13 protein-coding genes are annotated in these 19,719 nt (G+C 64.5%); 9 read left to right on the top strand and 4 right to left on the bottom strand.

Going from position 1 to position 19,719, the window contains the following annotated elements:
• The first annotated feature begins 12 nt into the window (after positions 1-12).
• From LOM8899_RS16190 to LOM8899_RS16180, 3 genes are read left to right on the top strand one after another with little or no spacing between them, the layout of a single operon-like run.
• A complete protein-coding gene (locus LOM8899_RS16190; RefSeq protein ID WP_093993293.1) occupies positions 13-342 on the top strand; it encodes a sarcosine oxidase subunit delta in 330 nt (109 codons plus the stop codon).
• Positions 339-3,338, top strand: a complete 3,000-nt coding sequence (locus tag LOM8899_RS16185; protein WP_093993292.1) for a sarcosine oxidase subunit alpha family protein — start codon at positions 339-341, stop codon at positions 3,336-3,338. The genes LOM8899_RS16190 and LOM8899_RS16185 overlap by 4 nt, the downstream gene beginning before the upstream one ends.
• Positions 3,331-3,879 (top strand): sarcosine oxidase subunit gamma, encoded by a 549-nt coding sequence (locus LOM8899_RS16180; protein ID WP_093993291.1) that lies wholly within the window; start codon positions 3,331-3,333, stop codon positions 3,877-3,879. The genes LOM8899_RS16185 and LOM8899_RS16180 overlap by 8 nt, the downstream gene beginning before the upstream one ends.
• A gap of 62 nt (positions 3,880-3,941) precedes the next feature.
• On the opposite strand, the gene LOM8899_RS16175 is transcribed toward LOM8899_RS16180, so the two are convergent.
• The gene (locus LOM8899_RS16175) at positions 3,942-6,113 is read right to left on the bottom strand and encodes an O-fucosyltransferase family protein (protein ID WP_133065054.1); all 2,172 of its coding nucleotides are present in this window, start codon (positions 6,111-6,113) and stop codon (positions 3,942-3,944) included.
• Between the two features lie 312 nt (positions 6,114-6,425).
• Between LOM8899_RS16175 and LOM8899_RS16170 the strand changes: the two genes are divergently transcribed.
• The 3 genes from LOM8899_RS16170 (at position 6,426) to rarD (ending at position 8,833) form a co-directional block, all read left to right on the top strand.
• Positions 6,426-7,085 (top strand): class I SAM-dependent methyltransferase, encoded by a 660-nt coding sequence (locus LOM8899_RS16170; protein ID WP_168770569.1) that lies wholly within the window; start codon positions 6,426-6,428, stop codon positions 7,083-7,085.
• A 124-nt stretch (positions 7,086-7,209) separates the two neighbouring features.
• Positions 7,210-7,809 (top strand): superoxide dismutase, encoded by a 600-nt coding sequence (locus tag LOM8899_RS16165; protein ID WP_093993289.1) that lies wholly within the window; start codon positions 7,210-7,212, stop codon positions 7,807-7,809.
• 109 nt (positions 7,810-7,918) lie between these two features.
• Positions 7,919-8,833, top strand: a complete 915-nt coding sequence (rarD, locus tag LOM8899_RS16160; RefSeq protein WP_093993393.1) for an EamA family transporter RarD — start codon at positions 7,919-7,921, stop codon at positions 8,831-8,833.
• On the opposite strand, the gene LOM8899_RS16155 is transcribed toward rarD, so the two are convergent.
• Positions 8,770-9,327 carry an LOG family protein gene (locus tag LOM8899_RS16155; protein ID WP_093993288.1) on the bottom strand — a complete coding sequence of 186 codons (558 nt, stop codon included), beginning with the start codon at positions 9,325-9,327 and terminating at the stop codon, positions 8,770-8,772. The genes rarD and LOM8899_RS16155 overlap by 64 nt on opposite strands.
• Before the next feature lie 112 nt (positions 9,328-9,439).
• Between LOM8899_RS16155 and LOM8899_RS16150 the strand changes: the two genes are divergently transcribed.
• The 3 genes from LOM8899_RS16150 (at position 9,440) to LOM8899_RS16140 (ending at position 14,724) form a co-directional block, all read left to right on the top strand.
• Positions 9,440-11,476 carry a LysM peptidoglycan-binding domain-containing protein gene (locus LOM8899_RS16150; protein ID WP_133065053.1) on the top strand — a complete coding sequence of 679 codons (2,037 nt, stop codon included), beginning with the start codon at positions 9,440-9,442 and terminating at the stop codon, positions 11,474-11,476.
• Between the two features lie 82 nt (positions 11,477-11,558).
• Positions 11,559-13,385 carry an ABCB family ABC transporter ATP-binding protein/permease gene (locus LOM8899_RS16145; protein ID WP_093993286.1) on the top strand — a complete coding sequence of 609 codons (1,827 nt, stop codon included), beginning with the start codon at positions 11,559-11,561 and terminating at the stop codon, positions 13,383-13,385.
• Between the two features lie 127 nt (positions 13,386-13,512).
• Positions 13,513-14,724, top strand: coding sequence for a multidrug effflux MFS transporter (locus LOM8899_RS16140; protein ID WP_093993285.1), 1,212 nt, complete (start codon positions 13,513-13,515; stop codon positions 14,722-14,724).
• 34 nt (positions 14,725-14,758) lie between these two features.
• Here the strand turns inward: LOM8899_RS16140 and LOM8899_RS16135 are convergent, their stop codons facing one another.
• Together LOM8899_RS16135 and LOM8899_RS16130 are read right to left on the bottom strand one after the other, a co-directional pair.
• Positions 14,759-18,427 carry an efflux RND transporter permease subunit gene (locus tag LOM8899_RS16135; protein ID WP_093993284.1) on the bottom strand — a complete coding sequence of 1,223 codons (3,669 nt, stop codon included), beginning with the start codon at positions 18,425-18,427 and terminating at the stop codon, positions 14,759-14,761.
• Positions 18,424-19,647 (bottom strand): efflux RND transporter periplasmic adaptor subunit, encoded by a 1,224-nt coding sequence (locus LOM8899_RS16130; protein ID WP_093993283.1) that lies wholly within the window; start codon positions 19,645-19,647, stop codon positions 18,424-18,426. Before LOM8899_RS16130 ends, LOM8899_RS16135 begins: the two co-directional genes overlap by 4 nt.
• Positions 19,648-19,719: the final 72 nt, after the last annotated feature.

The raw sequence follows: 19,719 nt of genomic DNA, 5'->3' as shown, positions 1-19,719 counted from the left end.
CAAGGCCTGCCCATGCTGACCCTGACTTGCCCCTATTGCGGCACCCATGCCGACGAAACCGAGCTGGCCCCCGGCGGCGAAGCGCATCTGAAGCGTTTCGGCCCCGGCTCCTCGGACGAGGACTTTGAGGATTACCTTTTCCGTCGCGCCAACCCCAAGGGCGTGCATTTCGAGCGTTGGCGCCATGCCTATGGCTGCGGCAAGTGGTTTCTGGCCGCCCGCTGCACCACCACGCTGGAGGTTTACGGCACCTATCCCGCGCAGACGACAGAGCCGCCTGAACACATCTTGGAGACCATCGCCGCCAAACGGCCCGGCTGGTCATGGGAGGCCGACACATGAGCACCCGTCTCGCAACTGGCGGTCGTTTCATCGACCGCTCGCAGCCCCGCGCGTTTTCGTTCAACGGCAAGAGGTTGCGCGGATATGCGGGCGATACCCTCGCCTCTGCCTTGCTCGCCAATGATCAGATGCTGGTGGGCCGGTCGTTCAAATACCACCGCCCGCGCGGCGTCGTCGCCGCCGGTGCCGAAGAGCCCAATGGCCTCGTCAATCTGGGCAAGGGCCAGCATTTCGAGCCGAACCAGCGTGTCACCACGACAGAGCTGTTCGACGGGCTGGAGGCCGAGAGCCAGAACCATTGGCCGAGCCTTGAATTCGACGTGGGTGCGGTGAACGCGCGCCTTTCCCGGTTCCTGCCTGCCGGGTTCTACTACAAGATGTTCATCCATCCCCGGTCGTTCTGGAAGCACATCTACGAGCCGTTCATCCGAGCCTCTGCCGGGCTGGGCAAGGCGCCGAAGTCGCGGGATGCCGACACCTACGAGCATTTTCATGCGCATGTGGATGTGCTGGTCATCGGCGGCGGGATCTCCGGGCTGGCCGCGGCATTGGCCGCCGGCCGCGCCGGGGTGCGCGTGCTGTTGATCGAACAGACCGCCCATTGGGGCGGCCGCGCCCCGGTGGATGATCCCCAGATCAACGGGCTGGGCGCTGAAGAGTGGATCAACTCCACCCTGCAAGCCCTTGAAGAAATGCCGAATGTTCAAATTCGCACTCGCATGATGGGGGCCGGTGTCTACGACCACGGCTCTGTGCTGTGCTATGAGCAGTTGACCGACCATATCGGCCCGAAGGATGGCCCGCGCCACCGCCTGTGGCAGGTGCGTGCAGATCGCGTCATCACCGCGACAGGCGCGATCGAGCGTCCTCTGTCCTTTGCCGGCAACGATGTGCCGGGCGTGATGCTGGCCGCCGCCTTGCGCGACTTCGTCGTCAATTTTGGCGTATCTGTTGGCGACCGCACGGTCGTCGTGACCAACAACGACGACGCCTATCGCACCGCCATCGTCCTCAAGACCGCCGGCCTCGACGTGCCCTGCATCGTCGATGCCCGCCCCGCGCCGACCGGTGAGTTGGTGGCCGAGGCCCGCGCCCTGGGCATCCGGGTCGAAGCCGGCAAGGGCATCGCCAAGGTCAAGGGCGGCAAGCGTGTCACCGCCGTGGCCTTGTGTGCTCAGGCGGGCGAGGGCGCCGTTCTGGAAGAGATCCCCTGCGATGCTGTCGCGATGTCGGGCGGCTGGTCGCCTGTGGTCCATCTGTGGTCCCATTGCGGCGGCAAGCTGACATGGGACGAGGCGGGCGCGATGTTCCGTCCGGACCCCGACAGGCCGCCGACCGGCGCTGACGGCGAGGGCTTTGTGCTGGCCGCCGGCACGGCGAACGGGTTTCTGGCCACGTCCGAGGCGCTGGCCGATGCCTATGCCGCCGGGCAAATCGCCGCCGGGATCAAGAAGGGCAAGGGGCCGAGTGCGCTTGCCCCTGCAGAAGAGCCGATGGCTCCGGTCTGGATGATGCCGCAGGGTGCCGCGATTTCGCTGCGCGAGAAGATGTGGCTGGATTACCAGAACGACGTGAAGGTTTCGGACGTTCAACTCGCCGCCCGCGAAGGCTATGAGAGCGTCGAGCATACCAAGCGCTATACCACCCTCGGCATGGCGACCGATCAGGGCAAGCTGAGCAATATCAACGGTTTGGCGATCTTGTCCGACAGTCTGGGTCGGCCGATCCCGTCGGTTGGGACGACGACCTTCCGTCCGCCCTATACCCCGATTTCGATGGGTGCGATTGCGGGTGCGGCCCGTGACGGACTGTTCCAGCCCATCCGCAAGACCCCGATGCATGGCTGGCACGAGGCCAACGGTGCAGAATTTGAGCCGGTGGGTCAGTGGCGGCGCCCCTATGCGTTCCGCCGCAATGGCGAGAGCACCGAGGCCGCGGTTCACCGCGAGGTGAAGAACACTCGCGACGCTGTTGGGCTGCTCGATGCCTCCACACTGGGCAAGCTGATCGTGAAAGGCCCGGATGCGGGCAAATTCCTCGATATGCTTTACACCAACATGATGAGCACGCTGCCGGTGGGCAAATGCCGTTATGGCCTGATGTGCAGCGAGAACGGGTTTCTGAGCGACGACGGCGTGGTCGCCCGGATCGACGAAGACACATGGCTGTGCCACACCACCACCGGCGGGGCCGACCGCATCCATGCGTGGATGGAGGACTGGCTGCAATGCGAGTGGTGGAACTGGAAGGTCTATGTGGCCAACGTGACCGAGCAATATGCGCAGGTTGCCGTTGTCGGCCCCAAGGCACGGATGCTGCTCGAAAAGCTGGGCGGGGGCATGGACCTGTCGAAAGAGGCTTTGCCGTTCATGCAATGGGCGGACGGCCGCATTGGCGATTTCGACGCGCGGGTCTATCGGATCAGTTTCTCGGGCGAGTTGTCCTACGAAGTCGCGGTGCCGGCCGGGCAGGGACTTGCCTTTTGGGAGGCGCTCTTGGCCGCGGGCGAAGAGTTCGGCGTGATGCCCTATGGCACCGAGGCGCTGCATATCATGCGGGCCGAGAAGGGCTTTATCATGATCGGCGACGAGACCGACGGCACGATCATTCCGCAAGACCTTGGCCTGAGCTGGGCGATTTCCAAGAAGAAGGACGACTATCTGGGCAAGCGCGCCCATCAGCGCCCGCATATGACCGACCCCAACCGCTGGAAGCTGGTGGGGCTGGAGACCACGGACGGATCGGTGATCCCGGACGGGGCCTATGCGGTGTCCGAAGGCGTGAACGACAATGGTCAGCGCAACACGCAGGGCCGCGTCACCTCGACCTACATGTCCCCGACGCTGGGACGCGGCATCGCGATGGGTCTGATCCTGAACGGCCCGGACCGGATGGGTGAGTTGGTCGAGTTTCCCAAGATCGACGGCACCAGCGTGACGGCCAAGATCGTGAGCCCGGTGTTTTACGACCCTGAAGGGGAGAAGCAGAATGGCTGAGGCAATGCAAAAGACCTCTCCGATGGCGGTGGTGACGGCACTGGGGCCGCGCGGCATGATTACCCTGCGCGGCGATCTGGCCGCGTCGAAGCTCAAGGCCGTGTGCAAGGCGCTGACGGGTGCGGACATTCCCGCCGCCGGTCATGCGACCGTGGTCAAGGAGACGGGTCTGGCGTGGATGTCGCCCGACGAGCTGTTGATCATGCTGCCACATGCCGAGGTGCCGGCTGCGATTGCCAAGATCGATGCGGCGCTGAAGGGCAGCCATTACCTCGCGGTGGACGTGTCCGACGCGCGGGCGGTGTTCCGGGTGTGCGGCTCTGGCGCGCGGGAGGTCATGGGCAAGCTCTGCCCGGTGGACCTGCACCCCGATCAGTTCGCCCCCGGCCAGTTTCGCCGGACCCGGATGGGCCAGATCGCGGCGGCGTTCTGGATGCGCGATGCGGCGACCTTCGAGGTGGTCTGTTTCCGGTCGGTGGCAGACTATGCCTTTGATCTGCTGACGGTCTCGGCCAAGGCCGGCCCGGTGGGCTATTACTAAGCGAGCCGGCGCGTATGGCGGCGCAGGTGGTCAGCTGACACGCCTACCTGCGCCGGGTTAGATCAGGCGCCTTTGCGCAGGTCTGCCTTGGTTTCAAACGCCTCGTATTCGGCGAGTTCGTCGAGGCATGTCTGCCGCAGCGCCGTGACGGCGGCGGGCACGATGTCGTAGTTCATCAGCAAATCCAGATCGCGCAGGGCGGCGTCGAGATTGCCGCTCTCGTATTCGTATTGCGCCCGATTGAGCCGCAGTTGTGCGTCCCGCGGAGCGGTTCGGATCCCTTCGTCGATGGCGGCCCGTTCGACATTGGGATGCCCGGCCCGCGCCGCGATGGTGGCCAGCCGCAGGTGCATCTTGGGAAAGGCCAATCCCGCGTCGAGCCCGACCCGGATGTCATTCATCGCCAGCCGATACCGTTTTTGCCGCATCCGCGTGGCGGAGCGCCACATGATGTGCGCAGGCACGCCGGGGGCGGCCTCGGCCGCCGCCTCGGCGGCGGTGCCGGCGGTCTGGTAGTCTTGCGCGATGGTGGCGGCGAGCGACAGCCTGTGCTGCACGATGGCCTCCTCGGGATGCCGTGCGCCGAGGTCGATCAGCCTGTCCAGCCAGTCGTCCTTTTCGCCCACATGCATTTCGAAGATCGCGGTGAGCGAGGCGGTGTCTGCCCCGGGCATGATCTCGGCCAGCCGCGTGAGCCCGCGTTCGTAGTTTGCCCGGTGCCGATGTTTCGCCAGAGCGCCCCGCGCAAAGGACCGCATGAACGGCGCCCAATCCCATGTGACGGGATCGGTGCAGGGCACGAGCGCCCGCCCGAGGCTGTCCTTGGGGCTGTTCGCAAGCGCGAGCGAAGTCGCAGCGCAGATCGGCAGCCGCAGCACCGGCCGCGCCCACATGGCCCGCGCGGCCGGGCTGAAGGGCAGGGCGGTCCGATCGTCGAGCACCCCGGCCGCATAGAGCGCGCCCATTCCCTCGCCGACATAGGGCGTGCTGGGATCGTGCCAGAACCCGATATTGGCGAGCCGCGCGCACGCCGCGGGCTGGCCCGTGGCCAGATGGGCGAAGCTGTGCAGCATCTGCCCCTTGGCATAGTCGGGCCGGTGGTAGACCTGGGCGTTCTCCATCAACTCTCCCGCCGCGATCGCCCCTTGCGGATCGTCGGTCAGCAGGTTCAATTCGATCAGCCGGGGAAAGAGGAATGAGATTTCGAGCCCCGATTGCAGGTGTTTGTTGATCGCGTCCCGCGCCTCTGGGAGCCGTCCTTGCGTGCCGAGGAACCGATCCAGATGCACCAGCGACTGCCCGATATCGCCCGGCCCCATCGGCCCTGTCGGATCAGGTGTGCACAGCCGCTCGTGCAAGCGGTTCCCGGCGGCCAGCCGATCCTTCTCCGAAAGCGCGGTTTCGACGTCGCAGATCGGCACTTCGCCCAAGGTCGCCGCCCCGGAGGAGAAGGCGCTTTGCGGCGGCGCCACGATCTGTGTGCAGGAGGCGAGCGCCAGCAGTTCGAGGAAATCGGCCTGACCCGGTGTCACCGTGCTGCTGTCAAACAACGTCGCCGCGGGGATCAGTGCGGGATATCGCTCCTTGAACCGGGCGATGGTGGCGGCGTCGTCGGAGAACAGGATCGGCCGCGCACCGCTTTCCAGCACCCCTTCGATATGGGTCTGATAGAGTTCGTCATAGACGTATTTGTTCGGCCATGGCCGGTTGACCGCGCGCGGCAGGGTAAGGATGTCGCCGCGCCGGATATGATAGGCGGTGGTCTGGGGCCCGACCGCGGTGCGGATGTCGTCCAGCACCTTGCGGACCGGGGCCGCGAGCGGCACCGAGCGCCAGATCGCGGCGCCGTCGCGGGCGACCTGTTCCGCGTCTTCGCCGGGATAGGCCGGAAAGCCGAAGGCTTCGTCGACGAGGATATTGGTTCCCTGCGCCAGCAGGGCCTTGAACCCCGCGACATCGAGATCGCGCCGCTCTTGTGGCCGCACGGCATTTTCGCGCAGCGCCAGATAGCTGTCGCGGTCGATGAAATGCGCGTCGACAAAGCCTGTTTCGAAGAATTGCGTGGGGTCGTTGATGACGGCGGAGAAATCCGTGCCCTGATGCCAGTGCACCTTGAACGGCACTCCGGCGAGCCCGGCCAGACGCATGGCGTTGACCAGCATCATGAGCCGTCCGCCAAGTCGATCATTCCGAAATGCGATGACCTGACCGGCCGCTGTATGCTCTGACGTCATCCTGTTGCTTTCCCGACCTTTGACGACCTGCGCATCGCAGGGGCCGGCCTGTTTTGGGTTGCCTCGCCCTGTTTGTGGCCAAGCCTTGCACGCGTGTCAAACCCGAGGCCCCCGGAAACCGGCATCGTGATCCGGACCGATGCAGAAGTGACGCGTGTTCACGCCTTTTCCATCTATTCCTTGCTAAACATCGGGGGCGAAGGTTAACTTACCACCAATGGTGGCGATCTGAGCAGTCAATGTTGCGCGTCCAGGAGGCCGAAAAAGAGCTCTCCCGTGCACGTCACCCGGATAGATGACAGGCGGATATTCATGGCGCAGACCAAGCTGAAAGAAAAACCCCAAGACAACTCCACCAAATCGGCGAAGAAGCCGCGCGGCAAGAAAAAGCAGATCAAGAGCATGAACCGCGCCCGGTTCCTGCAAAAGATGCCGAAGGGCGGTGTGGCGATCGAGATCGGCGTTTGGCGCGGTGAATTCTCTCGCAAGATCCTCGATGCTCTGGAGCCCAAGAAGCTGTGCCTGATCGACCCTTGGAAATCCTTTGAAGATCACGACGACGCCGCCTTTTCCGGACGCGAAGAGGCCGAGAAGATGGACGAGATCTTTGCCGACGTGTCCCGCATGTACGAGGCCGAGATCAAATCCAAGCAGGTCATCATGATGCGCGAGATGTCTCTGGATGCGCTCAAGAAGTTCAAGGACGAGACGATCAACTTTGCCTATGTGGACGGCGATCATTCCTATGAGGGCGTGAAGGCCGATCTGGAGGCGCTGATGCCCAAGATGGTCTCGGGCGGCATCATGGCGTTTGACGATTATCACCGCCGCGGCTGGTGGGGCGACGGCGTGCTGCGCGCGATCCATGAGTTTATCGGGGCGCATCCGTCGGAAATTCGCATCATGACCGTGATCGGGGCGCAAATCGCGCTCGAAAAGATCACGCCGCTGGACGAAAAGCCACTGTCCTGACCCCTGAAAAACGGCTGATTATGGCTCGGTCCGGGTGCTTTGCACCGGATCGGCCATTGACCTTTGCTGTCTGAGGGCTTTGTTATGCCACAGACCCGAAACCCCACAGAAAAGTGAGACAGCCATGGCTTTTGAACTTCCCGACCTTCCGTATGCGCACGACGCTCTTGCCGACAACGGCATGTCCAAGGAGACGCTGGAGTATCACCACGACCTGCACCACAAGGCCTATGTGGACAACGGCAACAAGCTGATCTCGGGCACCGAGTGGGAGGGCAAGTCCCTCGAAGAGATCATCGTCGGCACCTATGACGCCTCTGCCGTCGCCCAGAACGGCATCTTCAACAACATCAGCCAGTTGTGGAATCACAATGAGTTCTGGCAGATGATGAGCCCCGGCGCCTCCGCGATGCCCGGCGAGCTGGAAAAGGCCCTGACCGAGAGCTTTGGCTCTGTCGACGAGTTCAAGTCGCAGTTCTCCGCCGCCGGCGCTGGCCAGTTCGGCTCTGGCTGGGCCTGGCTGGTCAAGGACAAGGACGGCAGCCTCAAGGTCACCAAGACCGAGAACGGCGTGAACCCGCTGTGCTTTGGTCAGACTGCGCTGCTGGGCTGCGATGTATGGGAGCATTCCTACTACATCGATTTCCGCAACAAGCGCCCGGCCTACCTGACCAACTTCCTCGACAATCTGGTCAACTGGGAAAACGTCGCATCGCGCATGTGATCCTGACCGGACCGATTACGCAGGCGGCACCCTTCGGGGTGCCGTTTTGCGTTTCGGCCCCCTTGTCATTGCCGCCCGACCGTGCGTTCTGGCGCCGAGGAGGATGCAGATGACGGATGCGAGCAAGGGGATTGCGGCGATGGTGCTGGCCTGCGTGGTCTGGGGCCTTTCGCCGCTCTACTACGATCAGCTTGTCCATGTGCCCGCCCTTGAGGTGGTCAGCTATCGCACGGTCTGGTCGCTGATCTTTTTCGCGGCAGTTCTGGCGTTGCAGGGCCGTTTGCGCGTGTTGATCGCGGCGGTGTCCGATTGGCCGAGCCTGCGCCGCATCGCCTTGGCCGCCGTGATGATCGGAACCAACTGGTCGGTCTTTATCTGGTCGATCGGCCACGGCCATGCGACCGAAGCGTCGTTGGGCTATTACATCTTTCCGCTGGTGGCGGTCCTGCTCGGCCGCGTCATACTCGGCGAGGCCCTGTTGGCCGCGCAATGGCTCGCCGTCGCCATCGCGTGCGCGGCGGTGCTGGTCTTGACGGTGGGGCTTGGTGCTGCGCCGTGGATCGCGCTGAGCATCGCGGCGACCTTTGGCCTTTACGGCCTCATCAAGAAGCGCCTCGACATGGGTCCAGTGGTCTCCGTCACCGCCGAGATGCTCATCCTGCTCCCCATCGCCGTGATCTGGATCGCCGTGAACGGCGCCCCGGTCATGGGCGGGTGGTCAGTGACCACCCATCTGTTGCTGGCCCTGTCCGGGCCGCTGACCGCGACCCCGCTGATCCTGTTCAGCTATGCCGCCCGCCGGGTGCGTCTGTCGACCGTCGGGCTTCTCCAATACCTCAACCCCACGCTTCAGTTCGGCTGCGCCGTCCTTTATTTCGCCGAGCCCTTTACCCCGTGGCATGGGGTCGCGTTCCCGCTGATCTGGCTGGCGCTGGCGGTCTATTCCGCCGCCAGTCTGCGTCAGGAGAGGGCGCTGCGCAGGGCGGCTTCCAAATCCTCCAATCCGGCGGCGACGGTGATATAGTCCCGCAGGCTGGCATCCGCGAAGCCTTCGCGGATGATGGTGTCGACCATGGCGATAAGCCCGTCCCAGTAACCTTCGACGTTGAGCAGGATCACCGGCTTGCCATGGAGCCCCAGTTGCCGCCAGGTGACCGCCTCGAAGAATTCGTCGAGCGATCCGGCACCGCCGGGCAGCATCACGATCGCGTCGGCGTTCATGAACATGACCTTCTTGCGCTCGTGCATCGTCTCGGTGATCACATAGCTGTCGAGGCTGGTCCGCCCCACCTCCATCGCCACCAGATGCGTGGGGATCACTCCGAAGGTCTTGCCCCCCGCTTCCTGCACCGATTGCGCGACCCGTCCCATCAGCCCGACATCGCCCGCCCCGTAGACCAGCCGCCAGCCATTGCGGGCGAGCATCTGCCCCGTGGCGTCGGCGGACTGCATGTAGCCGGGCCGCGCACCCGGCCGGGAGCCACAGTAGACGCAAACGGATTTGGGGATCAGGGACATGGACGGCCTCTTGTGTTACGGAACGGATCGGATCAACATCTTTTGACCGCTCATAGCGGGGTTGATATGGTCTCTCAACCGCATAGACGGGGCCGAAGACGGAGGACTGCGAGTGGCGCTGAGCCAAGGATCGAGACTGGCGCTGGGCGCTGGAGGTGCCGTTGTCGGTGTTGTCGCTGTCGTTCTGGGGGTGCCGTTGCTGTCGCCGGACCCGGTGACCCCGCCAGACTCTCCCGCGGCGGAGGTCGCCACGGCGCTGCCGCCGACGGACGTGACCCCGCCCGACGCGCCAGAGCCGGTCGCGGCCCCGGAGACCGCCGCCGTTCCACAGATGGTGCCGCCCTCCTTTGACGTGGTCCGCATCGAGGCCGATGGCACCGGATTGGTCGCCGGGCAGGCGCAGGCCGGTCTGACAGTCGCGATCATGCTCGACGATACCGCATTGCTCGAAACCGAGGCGGATGGCTCTGGCCGGTTCGTCGGCTTTCTGGCGCTGGAGCCCTCGGACAAGCCACGTATTCTGGCCTTGGTGGCCGACCCGGCCGGTGAGGCCCTCGCATCGGATCAGACCGTCGTCGTCGCCCCGACCCCGCAGCCTGTCGTCGCGTCCGAAGAGCCGATCGTGATTGCAAGCGCGGAGGTCGCGCCGGAAGCGGGCCCGGAGACGGTCGCGGATGCGGCCGATCCTGCCGAAGAGGTCGATCCGGCGCCTGCCGAGGATGCGCCCGCTGAGGCCGAGCAGGAGGTGGCGGAGCCTGTCGCGTCGCCGGACGTTGTGACCGATGCGCCGTCCATCGCTGCCGCCGGCCTCGATGCACAGCCCCTTGCCGCGCCGGAAGTCGCCGTGGCCGACGCCGGGGTGCAGGCGGAGCCTGCGTCTCAAGACGCTCCTGTAGAGCCGGCGGACACCGTATCTGATGGCACGCCGGATGCCGGGGCCGTGGAGACCGAGCAAGCTGTCGAGACGGCCGCCGTCGCACCGGAAATCATGGTTCCAGAGTCCGATCCGTTGCCGGGCGCGGCGGATGCAGAGCAGGAGGCGGTTGCGGCCGAAGCCGATACCGACACCGATGCCGATGCGGGCCTTGGGGCGGGGGATGTCGTGGCATCCTTGGCAACCGCAGGCGTGGCCGCCGCCGTCGAGGCGATCGTGCCCGACGCCACGGGCGCCGAGGAGACAGGCAACGAGGGGGTGGACACCGAGGCAGAGGCGCCGAGCACCGCCCAAGCCGATGCAATCGCGACCGAACCGTCCGCCGATGCGCCTGAGACGGCGACGGCCGAGGTGGCCGCGCCACCAGTGGACATCGTGGCGGACGATGTTCCTGCCGCCGAGGTGCCGGAGGTGGCGCCCGTCGTGGCGGAGGCCGCACCGGCGCTGGAGCCCCTTGCCCCGCCGGCTGTCGCGCCGGGCCCGGAGGTGCAGGGCGACGCGGCTGTCAGCCTCGATATCGCCGAGGTGCCAGAGGCACCGGACCCGCTGGCCCCGATGGATGCTGCAGAGAACGCCGCACCGCCGGTCGTGACCGCCGAAATCGAACCGGTGGCCCCCGCGCCGCTGCCTGTCAGCACGCCGCCGCTGCTGATGGTCGACGAAACCGGGGTGCGGGTGTTGCAGCCATCGCGGACGCCGGTCGTGGTGCCGGAACTTCTGCGCACGGTGGCGCTCGACACGATCAGCTATGACGACAGCGGCGAGGTCAGCGTCTCTGGCCGGGCGACCACCGGTGGAACGGTGCGGGTCTATCTCGACAATGTGCCGCAAGGCGACGCGCCAGTGCGCGAGGACGGAACCTGGGCGATGGCCTTGGCGGGCGTGTCGCCGGGACTCTACACGCTACGCGCCGATCAGTTGACCGAGGCCGGACGGGTGACGTCCCGGATCGAGACCCCATTCCTGCGCGAGGAACGTGCCACGATTGCTGCCGTCATGGCCGAGGACACGACCGCGGAGGACTTTAGCGTGGCGGTGCGCACCGTGCAGCCCGGCAACACGCTCTGGGCAATCGCGCGAGAGCGGTATGGCGAAGGCATTCTCTATGTCGCGGTGTTCGAGGCCAATCAGGATCTGATCCGCGACCCGGACCTGATCTATCCCGGCCAGGTCTTTCGACTGCCCGAGATCGGCGCGGCGAATGGCGCTGAATAGTGCGTCGCGGTCTGGTTATTCGGGCGCCGAGTTCTTAGGTTTACGCTTCAGCAACGAAGGCCCTTTCGGGCGGGGGCAGTAGATGCGGCGACTTTCCAAGACCGATGCGAACCTGAGCGGTGCTCCGATCAGCGGTTGGCGCACGGTGCGCCGGGTAATCCCGTATCTCTGGCCGGCGGGCGAGACCGGGGTCAAGGTCCGCGTGGTTCTGGCCGTGTCGATGCTGATTTTCGCCAAACTGGTGGCCGTCACGACCCCGCTGTTTTTCAAATGGGCGGTCGATAGTCTGGGCAATGCGGAGAACGTGCCCGAGATGGCGCTGATGCTGGGGGCCGTCGGGCTGACCGTGGCCTACGGCGTGATCCGGCTGTTGAACGTCGGCTTTCAGCAATTGCGCGACGTGGTGTTCACGCCGGTCGGACAGCGCGCCCTGCGCAAGCTGGCGTTCGAGACCTTTACCCATATTCACCGCCTGTCGATGCGCTATCACATCACCCGCAAGACCGGCGGTCTGAGCCGGGTGATCGAACGGGGCGTGAAGGGCGTGGATTTCCTGCTGCGCTTTATCCTGTTCTCGATCGGACCGCTGGTTCTGGAACTGCTCCTCGTCATGGGCATTCTGTTCTTCATGTTCGATGCTTGGTATTTGGCGGTCGTGGTGGCCACGATCACCCTCTATGTCTGGTTTACCTTCAAGGTCACCGAATGGCGGGTGAAGATCCGCAAGGTGATGAACGATCAGGACACCGACGCCAACCAGAAGGCCATCGACAGCCTGCTCAATTTCGAAACGGTGAAGTATTTCGGGGCCGAGAGCCGCGAGGCGGAGCGCTATGACCGCGCGATGGAGGCCTATGCCGCGGCCGCCGTCAAGACGAACTATTCGCTGGCTTTCCTGAACTTTGGCCAGTCGTTCCTGATCACCACCGGCCTTGTCATCGTGATGGTGTTTGCTGCGCTCGGGGTGCAGGCGGGCACGCTGACCGTCGGCGATTTCGTTCTGGTCAACGCCTATATGATCCAGATCACGATGCCGTTGAACTTCCTCGGCACGGTGTATCGCGAAATTCGTCAAGCCTTGATCGATATGGCCGACATGTTCGAATTGTTAGAGCAACCGCCGGAAGTGACCGACAAACCGGGCGCAGATGTTCTAAAAGTGCAAGGCGGGCAGGTGGTTCTGGACGACGTCCACTTTGGTTACGACCCGGAACGGCCGATCCTCAAAGGCGTGAGCATCCGCGTGGAGGCCGGTCAGAAGGTGGCCATCGTCGGCTCGTCCGGCTCTGGCAAATCCACCATCGGACGGTTGCTGTTCCGGTTCTACGATGTCACCGGCGGCAGTTTGAAGATCGACGGTCAGGACGTGCGCGACGTGACACAGGAAAGCCTGCATCACCAGATCGGTGTCGTGCCGCAGGACACGGTGCTGTTCAACGACACGATCCTCTACAACATCGGCTACGGCCGGGCCGATGCGACCCGCGCCGAGATCGAAGCCGCGGCCAAGGCGGCCAAGATCCATGACTTTGTGATGAGCCTTCCGCAGGGATACAAAACGGCCGTGGGCGAACGTGGTCTGAAGCTGTCGGGCGGAGAAAAGCAGCGGGTGGGCATCGCCCGGACGCTGCTCAAGAACCCGCCGATCCTGCTGTTGGACGAGGCGACCAGTGCGCTCGACACCGAAACCGAACGCGAGATTCAGGCCGAACTGAAAGCGATGGGCGAGGGCCGCACCGTTCTGACCATCGCGCACCGACTGTCGACCATCGCCGACGCCGACCGGATCGTGGTGCTCGAGGACGGCGTGATCGTGGAGGAGGGCACCCACGACGAGCTTCTCGCTCTCGAGGGCCGTTATGCGCATCTCTGGTTCCGTCAGGAGACCGAGGAGCAGGTGGCGGCCTGAGCCGAGCCCGAAGCATCCGCGGGTCGGGGCCGAAGTTTGTCGCCGACCGTGCATAGACACCGATTGTCGACAGACCTAAAATGCGCGAGTCGCCCTTGAAGACGACCTCGTCCCTTTAGGTATCCTTATGCAAAATTCGTTTGTTCGCACAGCCGTTGTGCTGGGCTTGTTGTCCGCTGTCGGTCCGTTTGCCATCGACATGTATCTTCCCGCATTGCCGGCTATTGCAGAGGGGCTCGAAACAACCGTCGCGGCCACGCAATTGACCCTGACGATGTATTTCGTGGCTTTTGGTCTTGCGCAGATGTTCTACGGACCACTGGCCGATCAGGTTGGCCGCAAGCGGCCCTTGATCGTGGGGTTGAGCATCTTTACCGTCGCCTCTGTCGGATGCGCGGTCGCGACGACCGTCGAGGCGCTGACTGCGTTTCGCTTTTTGCAGGGGCTTGGCGGTGCGGCGGTCATGGTGATCCCCAGAGCGATTATTCGCGACATGTATACCGGCCCCAACGCGACCAAGCTGATGGCCCTGATCATGCTGGTGTCGTCGGTGTCGCCGATGCTGGCCCCGTTGGCGGGGTCTGGATTGATCGCGCTGGGCCATTGGCGCGGCATCTTCTGGGTGCTGGCCGTGGCCGCGGTCGCGAGCATGGCGCTGACCACCATTGCCCAGCCCGAGACCCTTGCCGTCGAGCGCCGCACCCCGGTGCGCGTGGCCGCGATGCGCAAAGGCATGAGCACCCTATTTCGGGACCCGATCTTCATGGGCCTGACCTTTGTGGGCAGCTTTGGCATTTCGAGCTTCTTCGTCTTTATCGCCAGCGCGTCCTTTGTCTATGCGGAGAGCTTTGGCCTGTCTCCGACGCAGTTCAGCATCGCCTTTGCGGTGAACGCGGTCGGGTTTATCGGGGCGTCGCAGATGGCCGGGCCGCTGGGCCAGCGCTATGGCATGTTGCCGGTGATGCGCCGGGCCGTCATCGGTTTTGCCGTCCTGTCCGCGGCACTGTTCGTGCTCACGCTTGCGGGCTTCGGCAGCCTTTATGTCATCGTCGGGATGCTGCTTTTGGCCAATGCCTGCCTCGGCTTGGTGATCCCGACCGCCATGGTGATCGCGCTCGACGGCCATGGCGAGCATGCCGGCTTGGCATCCTCGCTTGGCGGCACCATCCAGTTGGTGGTTGGCGGCGCCATGATCGCCCTGACTGGCCCGTTCTTCGACGGCACGGCGCTGCCGATGGTCGCCTGTATCGCGCTGTGTGGCGTGCTGTCGCTGGCGATGGCCCTGTGGGTCTTTCCGAAGATGGCCGAACTGGACCAGCCGACCGGAAACCCGGCCTGAGAGAAGCGGCGGGCGGGGTGACCCGCCCGACCGATTATTCCGCCGCCCGCAAAGGCGAGATCGGCACCGTCCCCTGTTCCAGCTCTTCGGGATCGGCCCAGATGAATTCAGGTGCCTTGATCCGCCGTGCTTCACGCGCCAATGCCCAATCCTGAGCCGCCCGGCTGCCGCGCCCGAAGGACAGTTTTGCCAGCAGCTGCCCGATCCAGCGGGCGTAGGTTGTCACCCAGACCCGCAGCGCCAGCATCGACGGTGTGAACACGAGCGTCAGCATCGTGGCGATCCCCAGCCCGAAGACCACGGCCGTCGCCAGTTCCTTCCACCACATGGCGGTCGGGCTATCGATGGTGTAGCCGCCATTGATGAAATCGAGGCTGAGCCCGAACATCATCGGCGCAAGACCCGCCATCGTGGTGATCGTGGTCAGCAGCACCGGACGGATCCGGTCCTCTGCCGTGCGCGTGATCGCTTCGGAGCGCGGCATGTACTGGCTGTATTCCTGATAGGTGTCGATCAGAACGATGTTGTTGTTCACCACGATCCCGGCGAGCGCCACGATGCCTGTCCCGGTCATAATGATCGAGAACGACTGATCCATGACCAGCATCCCGATGAGAACGCCAGCGGTCGACATCACCACGGCAAGCAGCACCAGCACCGAATTGTAGACCGAGTTGAATTGCGCGAGCAGGATGATGAACATCAACCCGAGCGCCCCAGCGAAGGCGGTCATCAGGAACTGGCCGCTTTCTTCCTGGTCTTGCTGGTCGCCGGTCCATTCCCAACCGACGGAATCGGGGAAGGGGTTGGTTTCGAGCCACTCGGTCAGAACCCCGATCCGTTCGTTGGGGTTGATCAGGACCATGCTCAGGGACCCGTCTTCGATCCCGGCGGCAATGGTCGCGTCCGCTTCGGCGGCGTCGCGCGTCATCACCCGCTCTTCACCGGTTTCGGTGTTCGCTATGGTGACGAGCCCGGCCTCGGCATCGGCCAGAACGTCAAAGTAGCGCTCCTGGTCGATCCGCTGTATCTCGGCCAGCTTCTTGACCGGTGTCCGGGTGATGAAGTTCGACAGCGGCACCAGACCGGAGGGCGTGCGCACGCGCAGACTATCGAGGGTCGAGAGCACCCGGTCCTGTTCGGGCAGGCGCACCCGGATCTCTATCTCTTCGTCAGAGCTGTCGACCCGCATGGTGTCGAGCAGGATGCCCCGTGTCACGAGCTGCACCATCGCCCCGACGGTGGCGACGTCGGCCCCGAAGCGCCCGGCCTTTTCCACGTCGACGGTGATTTCCCAATCGATACCCGGCAGGGGCAGAGTGTCTTCGATCAGGGTCAGCCCCGGTGTCGCCTCGAACTTCTCGCGGGCGATCTGTGTGGCCTCCTGAAGCTCGACCCAGTTGTTGCCGGTCAGCCGGAGGTGCAGCGGCTTGGCCGCGCCGGGCCCCATGGCAAGGTCGAGTATCTCGGTCCGGATGCCGGGGATCTGATCCATCCGCGCCTGCAGAGCGGCGATGACGGCCGAGCCCGACAACTCCTCAAGCGGGATATCCTGCTGCCTTGCATAGGCGGGCCGGTCTTCCCACGGCACCAGTTCGATCTGCAATTGCCCGATGGCGTCGGCAGGCCCGCCCGCGCCGGCGGTGTTTGCATTCAGCCCGCCGGCCCCGGCAAAGGAAAAGATCGACTGGATGCCATGTGTCTGGAGCGCGGCCTCTTCGACCTGACGCACGAGGTCGTCCTTTTCCTCGAGGCTGAGGTTGCCCCGCGCCTGCACGTAGATGATCGCCTGCTCCGGTTCGGTGGCGACAAAGAATTCGACGCCGTTGTTGTTGGCCCCGTAGTAGGTGAAGGTCGACATCACAAAGAAGCCGACGGCCCCGATCGTCACCAGCGGCATGATCGGATTGCCGGTGATGAAGTGCATCACCTTGCCAAAGATCGAGCGCCGGTAGCCTGCCTTGATCTTCTTGGGTTTGCGTTCGATCCGCGCGGCCCCGACCGTGATCGAGGCAAGCGTCGCCCCCACCAGGAACAGGATCATTCCGGGCAGTGATGCCACGATGCCGGTCGTCTGAACGTCCTCGCCGCTGAGGTAGCCGGGGTTGAGCGTGAGCATCGCGCCCGCAAAGACGACCATCAGTGCCGGCGGCACGAGGATCGCCCGGATCACCCAGGGCAACCTGCGCCGCAGGGCATCGGAGGCAAAGCCGAACGTCCGGCTGAGCCGCCCCGTCACACCGCCGAGGACCGGCAGATAGACCAGCGCGACGACGAGAGAGGCCGAGAGCACGAAGATCAGCGTGACCGGCAGCATCCCCATGAACTGCCCCGCCACGCCGGGCCAGAACAGCATCGGCAGGAAGGCGCAGAGCGTCGTTGCGGTGGACGACACCACGGGCCAGAACATCCGCTTGGCCGCCTCGACATAGGCGTGCATCGGGCCGGTGCCTTCCCGGATCCGCTTGTCGGCGTATTCCACGACGACGATGGCCCCGTCGACCAGCATCCCGACCGCGAGGATCAGCCCGAACATCACGATGTTGGAAATCGTGACGTCCATGATCGCGAGGAGCGCAAAGCACAGCAGGAACGACGTCGGAATGGCGAAGCCGACCAAGAGCGCCGGCCGGGTTCCGAGCGAGGCCAGCACCACGATCATCACCAATGCGATGGCGGTCAGAACCGACCCTTCGAGCTGGCTGACCATCGAAGCCACCTGCCGGCTTTGGTCGTTCGACGTGCCGACTTCGATGGCCGCTTGCAGATCCGGGCTCCAGGATGCCCGCTCTGCCTCGACGGCTTCGCGCACCACGGCGGCGGTGTCGATCAGGTTGAACCCGCGCCGTTTGACGACTTGCAGGGCGACGGTCGTCTCGCCGTTGTAGCGCGCCGTGCTGACCCGATCTTCGAAGGTAAGCGCGATGGTCGAGAGATCGCCGAGCGTGACGACGCGGTCGCCCTCTGTCTTGACCGGAAGGTCATAGACGTCCCGAGGCTCGTCGAAGGAGGAGGGGATCTTGACGGCGAAGGTGCCTTGCGCCGTTTCGACTTCGCCCGCCGCGATCAGCAGGTTGTTGTTGGCGACGACGTTGATCAGCTCCGCCGCGGTGACGTTGTAGGCCTCGAGCCGAAGCGGGTCGATCGTCACTTCGAGCATTTCGTCGCGCTGCCCGGTCAATTGCGCCTCGAGCACCGCGTCGATGCCTTCGAGCCGGTCCTGCAGCCGCTTGGCCACCTGCACGAGCGTCCGTTCCGGCAGATCGCCGGTCAGGTTGACGATGATGATCGGGAACTCGGAGAAATTCAGCTCGTTGATCGAGTAGTTGTCTGCGCCGGATGGGAATTGTCCCTCGGCGTTGTTCATCGCGTCGCGCACATCGGCCATGATGCGCGTCTTGTCCCAGCCGAATTCGAATTCGAGCGCCACCCCGGCATAGCCTTCGGCGGCGGTCGAGGTCATCTTCTTGAGCCCGTCGAGATCGGACAGCTCGGTTTCCATCGGACGCACGAGCAGGGTTTCGGAATCCTCGGCCGAGATGCCGGGGAAGGGGACCGAGACGAAGAGCGCCGGGATTTCAATATCCGGCTCGCCCTCTTTCGGCAGACCTACATAGGCCGCGCCGCCCGCCACGAGGGACAGGATCACAAAGGCAATCACCATCCGCGCCCGGGACGCGGCCCAATCAACGATACCAGTCATCCGTTTGCCTCTTTGAAGGTGGGCGCGACCGGCACCCCGTCAATCACGTATTCCTGACCCACGACGATCACGTCGACCGTCTCTGGCAGATCGGCGACCCAGACCCCGTCGACCGTATCCCGCAGGAGGGTCACCGGCATGAACCTTGCCGTATTCTCATCGTCTACCACCCGCACGCCCAGCACGCCGTTGTCGTCGAGCGTGAGCGAGGATTGCGGCAGCAGGTGCGCCTGTCGCCCTTCGGCGGCGACGAGAATGTCAGCGGTCTGACCATCGCGGATCGCCAGATCCGGATTTGCGACCTCGACTTCGAGCCGGAAGGTGCGCGTGGTTTCGTCGCCGGACCGAGACAGGAAGGTGACCCGGCCCTGCACCTCGCGCCCGGAGGCCAGACGCGCACCGGCCAGGGCGCCGAGTTCGATCTTGTCGAGATCCGCCTCGGGGACGAAGCCTACCAGCTTGATCGGGTCGAGCTGGACGATGGTTGCACAAAGACCGCCCGCCTGCATGAGCGAGCCAAGCTCGGCGGCGTCGGTCTCCAGCAAGCCGGGGAAGGGGGCGGTGATCGTCAAACGCTCGATTTCACGTTCTGCCGCCGCCACGGCGGCCTGCGCGGCCTCGATCCCCGATTGTGCGGAGATGACAGCCGAGTTCGCCCGGCTCACCCCGGCCAGTGCGGCTTCGGCGGTAGCCTCCGCGCTGATCAGTGCGGTTTCACTGGAAAACCCACCTTCCGACAGGCGCCGGGCATTGTTGACGTTGATTTCCGCCTCGCGGACGCGGGCGCGGGCCTCGGCGAGACCGGCCTCGGCCTCTGGTACACGCGACTCCGCCTCGCTCAGCCGGGCGCGGGCTTCGGCAAGCGACGCCTCGCGGGTGCCAGGATCGAGCTCGCAGAGCAGGTCGCCGGCATTGACGAAGGCGCCCTTGCGCAACGGTTCGGAAATGATCTGGCCGGATGTCTCGCCGCGGATCTCGACCGAACGGGCCGCTTCGGTGCGCCCACGCAGGACGACGACGCTGTCGACGGTCTGCGCTTCGGAATGCTGGGCGACGACGCTGATCGTGTGCTGGCTGCGATCGGTGTCGATACTCTCGATCTGTTCTTCCGTGTTGTCGCTCGTCACCTGCGCAAACGCCAGAAGCCGATCCCGTTCGAACACCGCAAAGTAGAGGAACGCCGAAACGAGCACGGCGGTCAGGAGGGGCATCAACTTCATTCTCGGCCTCTTTGCAATCAGCTTTCAGGTCGTCGCACCGTGCTACGCGCCAATGGGGCATCCGGCTTGGAC

This window comes from Flavimaricola marinus (assembly GCF_900184895.1).
Classification (GTDB): Bacteria; Pseudomonadota; Alphaproteobacteria; order Rhodobacterales; family Rhodobacteraceae; genus Flavimaricola; species Flavimaricola marinus.
The sequence above is the reverse complement of the archived record's forward strand: the minus strand, read 5'-3'. Positions and strand labels throughout refer to the sequence as shown.

What these genes read in the sequence shown, in the direction of transcription:
- LOM8899_RS16190 (WP_093993293.1), top strand. Translation starts at nt 13, where the DNA reads ATGCTGACCCTGACTTGCCCCTATTGCGGCACCCATGCCGACGAAACC.
- LOM8899_RS16185 (WP_093993292.1), top strand. Translation starts at nt 339, where the DNA reads ATGAGCACCCGTCTCGCAACTGGCGGTCGTTTCATCGACCGCTCGCAG.
- LOM8899_RS16180 (WP_093993291.1), top strand. Translation starts at nt 3,331, where the DNA reads ATGGCTGAGGCAATGCAAAAGACCTCTCCGATGGCGGTGGTGACGGCA.
- LOM8899_RS16175 (WP_133065054.1), bottom strand. Translation starts at nt 6,113, where the DNA reads ATGACGTCAGAGCATACAGCGGCCGGTCAGGTCATCGCATTTCGGAAT.
- LOM8899_RS16170 (WP_168770569.1), top strand. Translation starts at nt 6,426, where the DNA reads ATGGCGCAGACCAAGCTGAAAGAAAAACCCCAAGACAACTCCACCAAA.
- LOM8899_RS16165 (WP_093993289.1), top strand. Translation starts at nt 7,210, where the DNA reads ATGGCTTTTGAACTTCCCGACCTTCCGTATGCGCACGACGCTCTTGCC.
- rarD (WP_093993393.1), top strand. Translation starts at nt 7,919, where the DNA reads ATGACGGATGCGAGCAAGGGGATTGCGGCGATGGTGCTGGCCTGCGTG.
- LOM8899_RS16155 (WP_093993288.1), bottom strand. Translation starts at nt 9,327, where the DNA reads ATGTCCCTGATCCCCAAATCCGTTTGCGTCTACTGTGGCTCCCGGCCG.
- LOM8899_RS16145 (WP_093993286.1), top strand. Translation starts at nt 11,559, where the DNA reads ATGCGGCGACTTTCCAAGACCGATGCGAACCTGAGCGGTGCTCCGATC.
- LOM8899_RS16140 (WP_093993285.1), top strand. Translation starts at nt 13,513, where the DNA reads ATGCAAAATTCGTTTGTTCGCACAGCCGTTGTGCTGGGCTTGTTGTCC.
- LOM8899_RS16135 (WP_093993284.1), bottom strand. Translation starts at nt 18,427, where the DNA reads ATGACTGGTATCGTTGATTGGGCCGCGTCCCGGGCGCGGATGGTGATT.
- LOM8899_RS16130 (WP_093993283.1), bottom strand. Translation starts at nt 19,647, where the DNA reads ATGAAGTTGATGCCCCTCCTGACCGCCGTGCTCGTTTCGGCGTTCCTC.